The organism is Paenibacillus sp. J5, assembly GCF_054955055.1.
On the sequence record NZ_JBUEDD010000005.1, the window covers coordinates 466583 to 481520 of the forward strand.

15 protein-coding genes are annotated in these 14938 nt (G+C 52.9%); 8 read left to right on the forward strand and 7 right to left on the reverse strand.

The features are described 5' to 3' along the window. The first annotated feature begins 41 nt into the window (after window positions 1-41). The 3 genes from ACY1JZ_RS12085 (at window position 42) to ACY1JZ_RS12095 (ending at window position 2553) form a co-directional block, all read left to right on the forward strand. Window positions 42-668: a M24 family metallopeptidase gene (locus ACY1JZ_RS12085; RefSeq protein WP_462629407.1), complete on the forward strand. Its 627-nt coding sequence runs from the start codon at window positions 42-44 to the stop codon at window positions 666-668. A 448-nt stretch (window positions 669-1116) separates the two neighbouring features. Beyond that, window positions 1117-2013: a YihY/virulence factor BrkB family protein gene (locus ACY1JZ_RS12090; protein ID WP_462629353.1), complete on the forward strand. Its 897-nt coding sequence runs from the start codon at window positions 1117-1119 to the stop codon at window positions 2011-2013. A gap of 63 nt (window positions 2014-2076) precedes the next feature. Beyond that, window positions 2077-2553, forward strand: coding sequence for a hypothetical protein (locus ACY1JZ_RS12095; RefSeq protein WP_462629354.1), 477 nt, complete (start codon window positions 2077-2079; stop codon window positions 2551-2553). 154 nt (window positions 2554-2707) lie between these two features. Here the strand turns inward: ACY1JZ_RS12095 and ACY1JZ_RS12100 are convergent, their stop codons facing one another. Continuing rightward, window positions 2708-2839, reverse strand: a complete 132-nt coding sequence (locus ACY1JZ_RS12100; protein ID WP_270164709.1) for a hypothetical protein — start codon at window positions 2837-2839, stop codon at window positions 2708-2710. Between the two features lie 27 nt (window positions 2840-2866). Beyond that, a complete protein-coding gene (locus ACY1JZ_RS12105; RefSeq protein ID WP_462629355.1) occupies window positions 2867-3223 on the reverse strand; it encodes a hypothetical protein in 357 nt (118 codons plus the stop codon). A gap of 242 nt (window positions 3224-3465) precedes the next feature. On the opposite strand from ACY1JZ_RS12105, the gene asnB reads away from it, so the two are divergent. Continuing rightward, window positions 3466-5310, forward strand: a complete 1845-nt coding sequence (gene asnB, locus ACY1JZ_RS12110) for an asparagine synthase (glutamine-hydrolyzing) (RefSeq protein ID WP_462629356.1) — start codon at window positions 3466-3468, stop codon at window positions 5308-5310. 90 nt (window positions 5311-5400) lie between these two features. Here asnB and ACY1JZ_RS12115 read toward each other — a convergent pair whose 3' ends face one another. Continuing rightward, on the reverse strand, window positions 5401-6060 hold the full coding sequence (locus ACY1JZ_RS12115; RefSeq protein ID WP_270164715.1) for a non-canonical purine NTP pyrophosphatase: 660 nt from the start codon (window positions 6058-6060) through the stop codon (window positions 5401-5403). Next, window positions 6057-6803, reverse strand: coding sequence for a ribonuclease PH (gene rph / locus ACY1JZ_RS12120; protein ID WP_462629409.1), 747 nt, complete (start codon window positions 6801-6803; stop codon window positions 6057-6059). The genes ACY1JZ_RS12115 and rph overlap by 4 nt, the downstream gene beginning before the upstream one ends. 239 nt (window positions 6804-7042) lie before the next feature. Between rph and ACY1JZ_RS12125 the strand changes: the two genes are divergently transcribed. After that, window positions 7043-7954 (forward strand): polysaccharide deacetylase family protein, encoded by a 912-nt coding sequence (locus ACY1JZ_RS12125; protein WP_462629358.1) that lies wholly within the window; start codon window positions 7043-7045, stop codon window positions 7952-7954. 117 nt (window positions 7955-8071) lie between these two features. On the opposite strand, the gene ACY1JZ_RS12130 is transcribed toward ACY1JZ_RS12125, so the two are convergent. From ACY1JZ_RS12130 to ACY1JZ_RS12140, 3 genes are all read right to left on the reverse strand, one after another. After that, a complete protein-coding gene (locus tag ACY1JZ_RS12130) occupies window positions 8072-9127 on the reverse strand; it encodes a GerMN domain-containing protein (protein ID WP_462629359.1) in 1056 nt (351 codons plus the stop codon). A gap of 197 nt (window positions 9128-9324) precedes the next feature. Then, window positions 9325-10323: an MBL fold metallo-hydrolase gene (locus tag ACY1JZ_RS12135; protein ID WP_462629360.1), complete on the reverse strand. Its 999-nt coding sequence runs from the start codon at window positions 10321-10323 to the stop codon at window positions 9325-9327. Then, window positions 10320-11060 (reverse strand): class I SAM-dependent methyltransferase, encoded by a 741-nt coding sequence (locus tag ACY1JZ_RS12140; RefSeq protein ID WP_462629362.1) that lies wholly within the window; start codon window positions 11058-11060, stop codon window positions 10320-10322. Before ACY1JZ_RS12140 ends, ACY1JZ_RS12135 begins: the two co-directional genes overlap by 4 nt. 219 nt (window positions 11061-11279) lie before the next feature. Here ACY1JZ_RS12140 and ACY1JZ_RS12145 point away from each other — a divergent pair, with 219 nt between their 5' ends. Genes ACY1JZ_RS12145 through ACY1JZ_RS12155 form a run of 3 tightly spaced genes read left to right on the forward strand, consistent with a single transcriptional unit; the run spans window position 11280 to window position 14838 of the window. Beyond that, window positions 11280-12614, forward strand: coding sequence for a spore germination protein (locus tag ACY1JZ_RS12145; protein WP_462629363.1), 1335 nt, complete (start codon window positions 11280-11282; stop codon window positions 12612-12614). Continuing rightward, window positions 12611-13741 (forward strand): GerAB/ArcD/ProY family transporter, encoded by a 1131-nt coding sequence (locus tag ACY1JZ_RS12150; protein ID WP_462629365.1) that lies wholly within the window; start codon window positions 12611-12613, stop codon window positions 13739-13741. The genes ACY1JZ_RS12145 and ACY1JZ_RS12150 overlap by 4 nt, the downstream gene beginning before the upstream one ends. After that, complete coding sequence (locus ACY1JZ_RS12155; protein ID WP_462629366.1) at window positions 13738-14838, forward strand: Ger(x)C family spore germination protein; 1101 nt, start codon at window positions 13738-13740, stop codon at window positions 14836-14838. The genes ACY1JZ_RS12150 and ACY1JZ_RS12155 overlap by 4 nt, the downstream gene beginning before the upstream one ends. Window positions 14839-14938: the final 100 nt, after the last annotated feature.

Here is a 14938-nt window from a genome sequence, read left to right on the forward strand (position 1 = left end):
AATCCACCATAAGTGAGTTAAAGAATGTAATAAAATAAGGCATTTCAGAACGTGAAATTGTTTGTAAAACCGAAGACATTTTGAGAGCTAATGGCGTAAATAGTTTCTGGTATCATGGTATAGGGGCATTTGTCCACGTTGGAAAGAGAACAACCATTTCCGAATCAGGCAAGGGTTATAAGCCTTCGGAAACATTAGTGGGCAGGAATGATATTGTAACTGTAGACCTTAGTCCAGAGCTTAATACCTATTGGGGTGACTATGCCCGAACGTTTATAATCATTGATGGAAAGGCTGTCGGTGTAGATGCTTTAGAATGTAGTAATAATGAATTTGAGCTTATGGATGGAGTTAAAGTTGAAGAGAACCTGCATAAAATATTTATGAACTATATCAAACCTGACATGACTTTTGAAGATGTCTACCTGCATATGAATGAGGTAATAAACCAACTCGATTATATTAACCTTGATTTTGCTGGAAATTTGGGACATACAATTGAGTTCAATAAGGACAACAGGAGATATTTTGAGTCGGGAAATAAGACTAAGCTGAGTGAAGTAACTCTCTTTACTTTTGAACCACATATTAAGCATAGGAGCTTAGAATACGGATTCAAGAGAGAAGACATTTATTATTTCCGCGATGGTAAATTGTTTGTCCTATAAAGCTCTAGACATTACCCGAAAACTGTAAGACGACGCTCAGATCAAAAGAGGCGAAGCAGTTTTTTAGCAACTTGTGCTTGGGAATTCAACTTCAATAAACAGCATAGAGAGTCGTATGGAACTCACATCAAGGTGAGAATCCTGCGACTCTCTTGTTCATGTGAGCAGCTTCATCCAACTTGTCTAGGTGCATGCTACTGGATTCAGATGTATGGCCAATCTGCTGGATTGAGCCTTTCTCTCCCAAGGCTTAGCTGTATGTCCCTCCTTCTCCCCGGGCACAATGGTCATATATACGCACCGGCTGAATCCTATGCTATGATTAGGATAGGATTGGCAAGCGCCTCATTGGGTAATAAGCATATAAGTCACCGGATAAGGATACTAATTCTATCTATAGGTGTGAATCATATCCCGTTATAGACCTACACTGCAAGGAGGGGCAAGCATGTCGTTCACCAAAAGCAAGACGCTCCGTGTCATTAATTGCCTCATTCACCGCTTTAATGATGATGAGGTGCCGGCGCTCGGTGCGCAGCTTACATATTATCTGATTCTGTCCTTCTTTCCATTCCTGATCTTTGTCATCAGCATTATCGGCTATGTCTCGTTGTCGGCAGAGGATTTGATGAACGACTTCTTCACCGTCATCCCTGATGATGCAGAGAAAATTGTGAAGAGCATTATCCTGGAGGTGACCTCCTCGAATAGCGGCACCCTGCTGTCATTCGGCATGCTGGCTACGCTATGGGCTGCCTCCAATGGCATCAACGCGGTAATCAAGGGGCTGAATAAAGCTTATGATGAGGAGGAGAATCGCCCCTTCTGGCTAGTGCGCGGCATTGCCGTCCTCTCGACGCTGGTGCTGGCTTTCGTTATTCTCATTGCGATGCTGATGCTGATCTTTGGCAAATCAATCGGTGAATACCTATTTGTGGTCGCGGCCTTCCCGACTGATTTCGAACAGGTATGGGGATTTGTCAAATATGCGATCCCTCTCACTGTCATGCTCGTCGTTTTTATGCTCTTATACAAATTCGCACCCAACCGCAAGCTAGGCTTCAAGGAGGTGCTTCCCGGAGCCATCTTCACCACTCTTGGCTGGATCGCCACCTCTTTGCTGTTCTCCTTCTACGTCAATCAGTTCGGCTCCTACACCAAGATCTATGGCAGTCTGGGCGGAGTCATCGTCCTGCTGATCTGGCTGTATATCAGCTCCATTATCATTCTGATGGGCGGTGAGATTAACGCTGCGCTTGCATTTGAACGGGACGGGAAGGTGAAGAAGGAATGCAAAATGTTCGGTGCCCAGTTTTTCGCTTTTCTGCGAAAACGGCGCTTGTGAGCCGATTTTTTTGCAACATTTTTCCAATGAAATGCGTTCATGGTGTTGAGGGGAGGTAAATCGATGAAAAAGGGAATGTGGATGATGATTGCAGTATTAGGCCTGTTGCTTTCAAGCTGTGCAACCAATGATTCTCCTTCCAATCCTTCTAGAGCACAACAGTCTGAAGCCCAAGGAGATTGGCCACTGTATTCAATTGAGGAAATGATGAATGGGAAGACAGATGTAATCGTCCTCGCTCTCGTTGATTCAGTCACCCAAGAGAAAGAACCACAAATAGCGGAATTGCGCGTTGAAGAAACCTTTTACGGGAAGCCACGTGACGCGGTGATTAAGCTTTATCAAACCACTGGCCATGTGCAAGCAGGTCAACGGTATTTGTTATTTCTAAGCTATCGAGAGCAAGCTGGGCAGTATGTCGTTTCTGACGGTCTTTCGCAAATAGAATATAATAACGACAACATGAAAGTCCGTGTGAGAGGGATTCAAGGAGACTATACAGTAGAGCAATTTAGAAAAGTGATTAACGAGCAAGCCTGACACGTTTAACCTTGTCTATTAGGACAAGGACAAGAAAACAAGCGAACGGAAGCCCCATGAAGTAGCCGATCACATCTACGCCATGCTTAATCAGGGCAACCATTCGCTTTTTTAAGGTAAGGATTACACTTCGCGTGAGTCGACACAACTTCGATTATTGCTGCACACCCTGTGCCGGGTTATTCTGCGCCGGCTGCTTGGCATGCTTATCCAGCGTCTCCTTGGCAAATTGCTCTGCTGCCTCATAGCGATTGCCCTTCGTATCCTTTACTTTTGCCTTGGTCATCACCTTATGCCTCCTGTGTCCCGGCTTTTATTTGGCCGAATTCATGTTGATATCCAGATTCATCGTAGCAATATGCGCCTTCGTCTCCTCCGAGCCCAGCTCATGCATCAACTGATAGATGCGGGTGATCAACTGGTCGTAGCCCAGGTTGATGCGTTCTACAGACGCTGTTCCGAACGGGCTCCAGGAAAAATGCGATACCTGCGCCTCGTCCCAGCTCGACAGCTCCTCGAATAGCTCCTGCAATCGATTTAACTCTTCCTCATTTGCATAAATCTCCAGCTCATAAGCGGCCGCTGTCGGGTCCTCCAGAATTTGGCCGGCGCCTACAGCGACATAATAGGGCTTACGCTCATAAAATGCCTCCTCTGAAGTAGTGCTCATCCGTTCGCCTGCCTCCTTTAAGTTTTTTCTGTCCTTCCTCTCTAGCATCCCTGAGGGACAGACATTTTATGCCCGGATGGCGCATATATCTTGGAGACCTTAGTTGTTAGCTTAGCTGGCATAACAGCGCGAGCTGCCCAAGATTGCTTGGGGTAGTGTGCGAAGATGTCAGCTTTGCGAGCTTTATTGACTGAACACACCGCCCATCGTTGCGAATTCGGACAGAAAGGGATGAGAGAGGCATGTGCGGAATAACCGGATGGATTGACTGGACGGCGAACCTCTTGCATGAGAGCGAGAGCCTAGAGAAGATGACGGACACACTCGCGCCGCGCGGGCCGGATGCGTCTGGAACTTGGATTACAACCCACTGCGCGCTCGGGCATCGCAGATTAAGTGTGATGGACCCGGCTAACGGCGCGCAGCCCATGATACGTCAATCAGGCGATGATACGTATGTGATCGTATATAATGGCGAGCTATATAATGCCCCCGAGTTAAAACGAGAGCTGGAGCAGCATGGCCGCCGCTTCACAACCACCTGTGATACGGAAGTACTGCTCTATGCCTACATCGAGTGGGGCAAGGCATGTCTTGACCGCTTCAACGGCATCTTCGCCTTCGCGATCTGGAACAGTAAGGAAGAGAGCCTGTTCCTCGCCCGTGACCGTGTCGGGGTAAAGCCGCTGTTCATTAGCCAAATCAACGGGCGGTTTCTATTCGGGTCGGAGCCCAAGGCGATTCTTGCTCATCCGGCGGTCTCCACCGATGTCGGCGCGGAAGGGATCGCTGAGATCTTCATGAACGGCCCGGCCCGCACACCCGGTCAGGGAGTCTATAAGCAACTGTCCGAGCTGCTGCCCGGACAGTGTATGACGGTTGACCGCGCTGGCGTGCAGCTCCGCACCTATTGGAAGCTTGAGAACAAGCCTCATACGGATAACGCAGAGCAGACCGCCGAGCATGTCCGCTGGCTGCTGGAGGATACCGTTCATCGGCAATTGGCCTCTGATGTGCCGGTGGGCACGCTGCTGTCTGGCGGCCTGGATTCCAGCGCGCTGACCTCCATCGCAGCCGCCTACTACACCAAGCAAGGACTGGGCGCCATCGATACCTTTTCCGTCGATTTCACGGACAATGACAAGCACTTTCAGGCGCATGCCTTCCAGCCCAACTCGGATGCCCCGTTCATTCGTGTCATGTCGGATTACCTGGGCTCCCGCCATACCTTTATCGAGTTCGACACCCCTGAGCTGACGAATGCTCTGGATGCGGCTGTTGAAGCCAGGGATTTGCCTGGAATGGCTGATGTCGATGGCTCGCTATACATGTTCTGCCGGGAGATCAAGAAGGGGGTGACTGTCGCCATCTCGGGCGAGGCAGCCGATGAGATCTTCGGCGGCTATCCGTGGTTTCATCGCGAGGAGGCGCTGAATGCCGATACCTTCCCCTGGGCACTATCAGCCACGATGCGCGCCGGCCTCCTGTCCCCGGATGTCGCCTCATGGATTAAGCCGCTCGACTACGTGCGCGACCGCTATCATGACGCCGTGGCAGAGGTGCCCAGGCAGGACGGAGACACGCCACAGCAGCAGCGCATGCGCCGGATGTCCTATCTTAATATCACCCGCTTCATGCCCACACTGCTTGATCGCAAGGATCGGATGAGCATGGCGGTTGGCCTGGAGGTGCGTGTTCCCTTCTGCGACCATCGGTTGGTTGAATATGTATATAACATTCCATGGGAGATCAAAACCTCCGGCGGGCAGGAGAAAGGCATCCTGCGGCGGGCACTGGAGGGCATTCTGCCAGATGACATATTGTATCGCAAAAAAAGTCCCTACCCGAAAACCCATCATCCCAGCTACCTGCACAGCGTCCGCACCCGGCTTACTGCGATTCTCGATAATCCATCCTCGCCTCTGCTGTCGCTAATCAACGTGCCCCACTTACGCAAGCTGATGGAGTCCACAGATGCCTCCTCCAACCTCCCATGGTTCGGGCAGCTTATGTCCGGCCCGCAGTTGTTCGCGTATTTGATTCAGGTTAATCATTGGCTGGAGCACTACCGAATCTCGATTAAGTAGGTGTTAGCATCATAAGCGCATCATAAGCGTTATCGGCTACCCCCGCCCTTGACGAGTCAAAAAACAGGAGCTGCGCCCCTGATCTGCATCTTACAGATCAGGAGCCAGCTCCTGAATCAACTTCGCCAATGCGAGTCCGCGATGGCTGACCGACTGCTTCTCATCGGTGGTCAGTTGTCCCATCGTCCGCCCGAATGCAGGCACCCAGAACAACGGATCATAGCCGAAGCCCCCCTCGCCGAGCGGCTTGTTAATGATATACCCCTCACAGGCGCCATCGGCATGATAGATCTGACGCTGCACCGGATCATACACCACCAGACTGCATACAAAGCGCGCACTGCTCAGCGCCTCCAGATCGGTGGGCATAATCAGCTCCGCATTCCACTGGCCTGAGCGCTCCGCCGACCGCTTGCCAAGCTCCTCCAGCAGCTTGCGGTTGTTGGCTCCATCGCCTGCTCCTTCTCCTGCATAGCGCGCCGAGTAGACGCCCGGCTCGCCGCCCAGCGCATCAACGCACAGCCCGGAGTCATCCGCGAGCACGGGCACGCCCAGACGCTCGCCAACTGCCTTCGCCTTAATCAGCGCATTGTCATAGAACGTCTCGCCGTCCTCGACAATCTCGGGCAGGTTGTCAAAGTCGAACATGCTCTTGACTTCCATCCCCAGCTTGGCGAAGGCGTGAGCGAACTCCCTCACCTTGCCCTTGTTCTGGGTAGCGACGATGATCGTGCTTCCAGTCAGCTTCACAGTGCGCTCCCTCCGATCCGCAGCCCGGCTTCGCCCAGCACTTCCTTCTGTCTGTCAATCAGCTCATGAATGCCCAGCTCTGCCGATTGCAGCAGTTGATTCAGCTCGTCCCGCGAGAACGGAGCCTCCTCTCCTGTGCCCTGCACCTCGACAAACTTGCCCGTGCCCGTCATCACGACATTCATATCCACCTTCGCCTTCGAGTCTTCCTCGTAGTTCAGGTCGAGCAGCGTCTGGTTCTGATGAATGCCGACACTAACGGACGCCAAATAATCTGTAATCGGGTACTTTACGAAGTTGACAGTCGAGCTAAGCTTGTGAATGGCCAGCGCCAGCGCGACGAACGCGCCCGTAATCGAGGTCGTGCGAGTCCCCCCGTCCGCCTGGATGACATCGCAATCCAGCGTGATCGTGCGCTCGCCAAGCGCCTGCAGATCCACGATGGAGCGCAGCGACCTGCCGATCAGCCGTTGAATCTCCATCGTTCGGCCCGTCAGCTTGCCGCGCGCTGCCTCCCGCTGATTTCTGACTTGCGTCGCCCTGGGCAGCATCGCATACTCTGCGTTAATCCATCCCTTGCCCTGTCCTTTCAGAAATGGGGGAACCCGCTCCTCCACCGATGCCGTACACAGCACCTTCGTATCCCCTACCTCGATCCATACCGAGCCTTCGGCATGCTTGTTCGGATGAATGACGAAGGTCACCGGCCGAATCTGATTGGGAAGTCTTCCATCCGTTCTCATCATTTTATTGCCTCCTGAATTAAACTATCCTCCATTTTATCAAATCCCTTCATCAAAAGCACCCCTCCCGCATAAATCTGCCCGTTGAATCAAAACCAGGCATGCGGTTTACTTCCTATAAATCTATTGTATACTAGCTGTACACTTCACATTATTGGGGGGGGTTGGCCGATTAGTTAACTGGCTGAAATTGTTACTTCTCGGACAGCCTCGGATTGATATTGCCATGAGTAGCTACAATGATAGGAGGAGCCGTTATCATTCGAAGATTAGGCTATGCCGCTACTGATCGATTGTTGATCATCAATGCAGACGATTTCGGACTGACCCGGGGAACGAATGAAGCTATAGTGAGCTTGTTTGAAAGCAACTCCATTACCTCTGCCTCGATCATGATGCCTTGCCCCGAGTCCAACGAGGCTATAGCGGCAACCCATCAATACGGGATACGAAGCATCGGAATTCATCTGACACTGACAAGTGATTTGCTCTCTCGTTACACGCCCATCTATAATCAACAAACCTTGCATAGTTTAGTTGAAGCAAATGGTAAATTTCACACAGACGTCGCCATATTGGAACGCAATGCCGATGAACATGAAGTCCGAATGGAATTGGACGCTCAGATTCAAAGCGCTCTCTTACAGGGCATTGATCCCACCCATCTTGATAGCCACGCGGGCAGTATTATGGGATTAGCTACAGGCAGGGATTTTTTGGAGCTTACCTTTGATTTATGCGAAAACTACGGTCTGCCATTTAATCTGCCTAGCCGAATAATAGAACAGCCCTTCCTGAATACAGATCAATTAAGGATGTTTCGTAACAGGATCGCTTCGGCAAGGGATAGAAAGATCGTATTAATTGATGACATCGTTTCGCTTCCTTACTGCGTTCACCCCTCACCTACATACGACAAAATGAAGATACAGTTAGGCCAGATGTTAAAGAATTTAAGGCCCGGGATTACCCAATTAACTATACATCCGTCAAAATTAACCGATCGGTTAAAATCCATAACGAGCTGTTATCACGAACGAGAAATCGAGCACCGTCTACTTCAAGATCAGGATATTCAGCAATGGATAAAGAGAGAGCGGATCAAGCTTATATCGTGGAAAGACATTCGGGACCTTCAACGAAGCTCCTAGATTTCCACTGATCGTAAGGCTGTGAAGCAACAATGCAATAAAGGCGCCTTCTGGAACAATGCTGTTCGTAGAAAGGCGCCTGCTTGTATTCAATTGGTCAGCAACTGATGCCTGAGGCTACGACTTAATCGCGTTCAGATAAGACGGACGATCCACCGGCTCGCTATAGCTGCGGTTATCTGTTCCGGTTACATTGGCGCTCCCATTAAGATGAATGCGAACCTTGCTCGCTCCGGTGTTCTCTGTCAGCGACAAAATGACCGACTGGATCATCTCCGATGGCGTCAACTGTCCTTCCTTATACGTCTCATCCAGCAGGTCGACGGTAACCACGCCCTGCTCTACCTTAATGCTGCCCACCTGCAGATCATCGGTCATGACGCGGGTCAGATGGCTCGATGACAACGGGCCGGCAATAAGCTGATGCATGGCTGCGGCGGCTACATCCTCACTGCGGTCGATCAGGCGCGTCACCGGAACATAATAATGCGTGTCATCAGGGGTAAGCGCCGAGAAGTACAAGGTCACTGGCGTCGAGCGTGCATAGTCCACTCCATCAGCTCGCTCCAGATTAATACCGATATGACGGGTGAGCGCTCCGGCTAGCGGAAAGCCGTCTACCGGCATCTCAGCCAGCTTCTCGCCGTTCTGCCTGAGCTGCACCTGCTTCACCTCAGGGAAGCCGGTCAGCGTCCATGTCACTGCCTCGACAATCTTGCGTTCATCCTGCGCATTATATCCCGTAAAATAATCATTCACATCTACAATCGCCAGCTCCTGATCCTTCACTAGATCGAGCTTGAGAATTTGCGTACCCTTGGATAGCACCGGCTCGAAGCCATCCGGCAGCAGGCTCGCATAAGGGCCGCCGTCTACCATCACCTCTAGCGCCGCTTGCTCGGGAAGCTGATTATCCGCGAGCGGCACCGCCAGCGTCACGGGAGCGATATAGCCGTTGCGATCCTTCAAATAGACCGTCAGTTGGCTCCCTTCGCCCTCGGCCATTGCCATCGTCTGCTCGGCATCCCCGTATTTCTCCTGCCAATCAGCCGGCGGCGGATCAATCTCGCTTGTTGCCTGCTTGGAGAAGAGGCCACAGCCCCCCGTTACAACCAGCGATGCTGTAATAAGCAAGGCAGGTACAGCTTTTACTATCCATTGTCGGCGTGTCATAGGTCATTTCCTCCCCGGTAGGTTTGCAAGGCCAGGCGGCATTGCTGATAGTATTATGTATGCAGAACCTGTCCGGTTTTAGACCTGTTTTGTCCACATCGCCAAGGGGATACAAGTAATAGACAATGGCACGATGCAATCTGCACCACACCACAGTATGCCCCGCCTGCACCGCGCCTCGTCCGCCCCCGCTCCTGTCAGCTCGTGTACACGATGCCCTCCGCCATCTCCAGCCTGGTAATTCGCCCCTCTGTCTCCAGATAGCGCAGATGAGCCAGCGTCTCGGACAATGCAAAGCGCAGATGATGGATATTGCCGCCGATGCGCTGCCCGAACATGCGGATGCAGAGCGCATACGCATGCTGTGGCTCTGACACAAGCCACTGCTCCAGCTCTTCCAGTCTCCGCTCATGATGGCGCTGCAGCTCGGCGATTCGCTGCGCGAACCCGGTGAATGGCATACGATGCCCCGGAAATGCCTGCTCGACCTCATATTGCAGCAGGTACTCCAGGCTGGCGAGAAAGGATCGCAGCGGATTGCTGTCCGTGTCGCCCGGTATGAGACTTACATTCGGCGTAATGTCCGGCAGTACCTGATCTCCGCACAGCATCCAGCGGCGCTGGCGCTGATACAGGCACAGATGGCCTGTCGCATGACCAGGCGTGTGCAGCAGCTCCCATGCCTCGCCGCCCAGCGTCACCTGCCCGCCGGGCTCCAGATAGCTTACCTGCGGCTGCGGGCTAACCTGAGCGACGAAGCTTTCCAGATGCGGCTCAATCTGCGCCAGCAGCTCGCCAGGCAGCCCATGCTGCGCGAACAGCGCCGCCCATTCGGCGCCCATGCTGCGCTGCTCGCCCCACATCCGCACCGCATAGCCGTGCGCCAGGCGCGACATGTAGACCGGTGCGCCGCTACGCTGCTGAAACCAGCCTGCCAGCCCATAATGGTCGGGATGCTGATGCGTTAGCAGCACACGTCGGATCATTCCCCAGTCAATGCCTCGCTCCTTCAGCACACGCTCCCATAGCGCCGCCGCCTCAGGGGTGTGCAGCCCTGGGTCGATCACCGTATAGCCGTCCGGCTCGCGGATCAGATAGCTGTTCACCCAGCGCAGCGAGAAGGGCAGCGGCACCTTCACCTGCAGCCAGCCGCTCTCCAGAGCGATGACCGCCCCTTCCTGCTCCTGCGCGCTCATCTTAATACCCGCCCGGTCATAATGAGTCGCTTCGAATGCAGCTCATCGTAGGGCGATCCATCATAGTCGCCGCATATCGCCTCCATCTGCAAGCCGGCTTGCTGCAGAGCAGCCTCGAACCAATTCAGCCCGTAGAGACACACCTGCTCCGCATATTGCCGCACTTCGCCGCCCACGCTCAGCTCGATATCCTTCTTCACCCAGTCTCCCTCGATCCTTCGCGTCTCCACAATGGTGCAGCCGCTCTCTTCATCGAGGCGCTCGGAACGGGGAACGAGATGCTCGCGAATATAATACGGGTTCAAGTAATCGATCAGGAATTGGCCATCTGCTCGCAATACTCGCCGCAGCTCGCGCAGCACCTGCACATTGTCCTCCTCCTCATCGAAGTAGCCGAATGAGGTGAACAGATTGAGCGTCGCATCAAACTCCCCATCCGCAAATGGCAGGCGCCTCATATCGCCATGGACGAAGGCAACCTGGCCCTCCACGTCCTTCCTCCGCGCCTCCTGGAGCAGATGAGTGGACAGGTCGATTCCCGTCACCTTGTAGCCCTGCTCCGCCAGTGCGATCGCATGACGCCCCATGCCGCAGCCGACATCCAGCAGCCGCGACCCGGCGGGAAGCCCCATCCACTCTGCCAGCAGCCTCGCCTCCGCCTGGGCATTCTCCCAATTGCGATGCTTGTAGATCAATATATAATCAGCGCCGAAGCTGCGCTCGTACCATTCTGTCATTCTTCTATCGCCCCCTAGATTCCCAATATAATCCCTACTACATTAGAATAACATAAGCGGTTACACCTGTCGCCAATAGGGAACAGCGGGGCGCCAGGCAGGGTCATCTAGGGTGTGTATGCAAACTCCGCAAGGAGCAGATGTTGCATTCAGTCTTGGGAATAAACGGCACTGCCTGGCAGCATACTAACGGAACCAATCCCGTATGGAGGACTAGCAATGATTAACCGGATATTGACGTTGTTTGCAGATTCCAAGGATCTGATTACGAAGCGCATGAAGAACGACGATACCTACATGGAGATTGCCTATATCGACTCGCTATGTGACGAGAGCAAGATTTCCGAGGGGATCTTCGTTCCCTTCTCTCGCAATAAGAAGCCCTTCCACGACATTGTTCAGTTCAGCTCGGAATTCAAGCCTGTGCACGAAATGACCGAATGGAGCAGCTCGCTGCTGCGCGGCTATGTGCTCATCTATATCCATAGTAAATATTATTCCTATGATGCCTCTCGCATCATTCGCGTCGAGAGTCAGAATACCCAGGTGGAGAGCTCCATTCAAGGGCCGCAGATCGCATTGACCGAGGATCTGAAGGATGGGCTCAATCTCATCCGCAACCGTTATCCCGAGCCGAGCCTCAGTGTGGAGGAGCGAACCATCGGCACGGTAACCAAGACGAGAATTGCCCTGCTATTCGACAGCCGCAGGGTCAACTCCAAGGTGCTGGCCAATGTGCGAAGCAAGCTGCTGGAGGTCAATATGGAGACGCTGCATTCCGCAGGCGAATTAGTGAAATATCTATCGGGCAATCGCAAGCATCTGTTCCCGACCATGCTCATCACCGAGCGGCCCGACCGTATCAGCAATAATCTGGCCAAGGGAAAGATCGTTCTGCTAATCCACGGCAGCATGTTTGGCATTATATTGCCTGTCACCTTCTTTGACTTTATGAGCTCGATGGATGACCGCTACGAAAGCTACTGGATGAGCCATGCGCTGATGATCATGCGCTATATCTCCGTCTTCCTGACCATTACGCTGCCTGCGCTCTACATCGCCATCGTCTCCTATAACCCGGAGCTGTTCCGGGTGCAGCTTGCCTTCTCGATTGCCGGGAGCCGCTCCGCGGTGCCATATCCCTCCTTCGTTGAAGTGCTTGTCATGCTGTTTATGATTGAGATGCTTGTGGAAGCCAGCGTCCGCCTGCCGCGCTACATCGGCTCGACAGGAACTACAGTGGGCGGCCTCATATTGGGGCAGGCTGCCCAGCAGGCGGGGCTCGTCAGCAGCATTATGATTATCGTTACTTCTGTCGTTGCCATCACCAATTTTGTCATCCCTAACAATGCGATGTCTATTGCCATTCGCTTCATGAAGTATCCACTCATCGTCCTGGCGATATTCTATGGCATAACCGGGGTCGTGATCGGCATGTTCAGCTATTGTGTCTATCTCGGAAGCCTGCGCAGCTTCGGTGTGCCGTACTTCCGGTTGCCAGGAAAGCTGATCCCGAGCGAGGAGGGCGATCTGGGTCAGGTGAGCTCATCATGAACCGCTATTTCTATTACGGATTTCTATACGTGGCATTGATCAACATCATGCTGTTCGTGCCCAATATCCTCCTGCAGAACCGCTATACCGGCTCCATCTCCTCCATGGCGCTGGCCATTCCTGCAGGTACGCTGTTGGCTCTGCTGTTCGCATCCTCCATCACGAAATTTCCGGGCAAGGCCATTCCCGAAATTATGTACGAGCATCATCCCCGCTGGCTCGTGTCTCCGGTGCTATGGATGATGGCAATCGTCTATTTTCTTGGCTCTGTCATCGTGCTGGTGGCCTTCTCCGTCGTCATTAACCGTTTCTATAACCCGGATACGAGCTCTGCGGTCGTGTTATATTTACTCATCGCTGCCAGTGTCTATTATTCCACCCGATCCACACTGTCCCTGCTGTTTATTCTGGAGATGATGATCATTATTAATGCGCCGCTCATCTTCTTCGTGCTAGGTAAGGCGCTATTCTCGAGCAGCTTCAATTGGGACGCGATCCGCACGGTTGCCAATTATATTCGCGTCAGGCCCAACATTGAATCCTTTGCTGCAGCCACCTATATTTTCTCGGGCTATCTGAACATGTCCATGGTGAACCGGGCGCTGCCGCCGAACTTCCGGCTGAAGTACCGCTGGCTTATCCCGCTCACTGGCACAATAGCCTTGTTGTCCTCCGTATTCATCCCGATCGGGTTTCACGGAACAGAGGGGGTCGAGGAGTACTTGTTCGTCTGGAGCGTCACAGCCGATTCGATGAAGATGGAATACGGCTTTATAGAGCGTGTGCTCTTCCTGTACCTGATCCTTTATCTGAATCTGACGCTGCTATTCACGACCTTCGGATGGCATCAGGCAATGGAATTTATCAAGAGCACCTTCAAGTCCCACACGCCCAAGCTTGATGAGGACAAGACAACGCGAAGCAACTGGATCATTGGCATCGCCTTTGCCGTCATTACAGCGCTCTACAGTCTTGCCGTGAATGAGAAGCTTAACTTCAACATTGCCGCAGTCTGGCTCATCGTGCGCTTGTTCGTCGAGTTACTCGCAGTGGTCTGGCTGTTCATCCTGTCCTACAAGCAAGTCAGGAGGGCACGAACCAAAAGGAAGGAGGGAAACGAAGAATGAGAGGGGCGACTACCCGCATCGCGGCTAGCCTATTGGTTCTCCTGCTGCTTGGCGGATGCGGCTTCAAGGATATAGACAAACGATTATTCGTGGTGGCGACGGGCATCGATAACAGCGGCAATCCGGACAAGCCCTACCGCATTACGTTGCGTCTGGCCGTTACATCGCCCAAGATTGAGCCTGGAGCAGGCCAATCGCAAGTAGAGACCATCGAAGCGCGGACGATTGCGGAGGGGGTACGTGAGCTGAAGTCCTATGTGGATAAAGAGCTGGATTTCGGCCAATGCAAAATCTTTATGATCGGGGAACAGCTTGCTCGTACAGAAATTAAACCCCCTCTCTCCTGGATGATCCGCCGGCGGGACATTCAGGCGATCTCCAATGTCTCGATCGGCTATCCCAGCGCGGAAGCAATCCTGCAGATTGAGCCGAAGACTGAGCGTTACCCTGGCAATATGCTCTTTCTGTCATTCGGTCAGGAAGGGACGGAATCGTCCTATACGGTGACGCAGCTCGCATTCGAGCTAGGCAGACGGCTCACCGAGAAGGGGCTGGATCCGATTCTGCCGATCGTCTACCCGGAGAATGGCTCGTACCGGATCAACCAGGCTGGAATCTTCAACAAAGAGAAGCTATTGACGATCCTCAAGCCTGAGGAGACACAACTGTTCAACCAGATTTCCAATACGGAGCTGAAGTCCAGCATCGGTGGCAATGTTGAGGAGGACCCTTATGTACTGACCGTCGGCAGCATCAGATCCACCTATAGAACCAACAAAAATGACCAGGGCAAGCTGGTCATCGAGTTCAATATTCGAATGAAGGGTCTGCTGGAGGAAGCGCCCAAGATGGTGTTCAATAAAGATTGGAGTGTGATCGAACATCACATAGCCACCCAATACAATACATCCGTCAAGAAGCTGCTAACCAAGTTTCAGAAGCTGGGTGTCGACCCGATCGGCTTCGGCCTGCGCTACCGGGCGACCCATTACAGCGGCGACGGCTCCTCCTGGAAGGAGTGGCTGAGCTTGTACCCCGAAGCCGAATTCAAGGTCAACACAAAAATCACGGTCGAAGGCACAGGCTTGATCAAATAACGTCTGTGCCCCTGTTGGCTGGATACACCCCTATCGGCGACATCATTCACCTTGATCGCGCTGAGCAGGAAGAGGCGTGGTGGCCTTCCATAGTGGAATC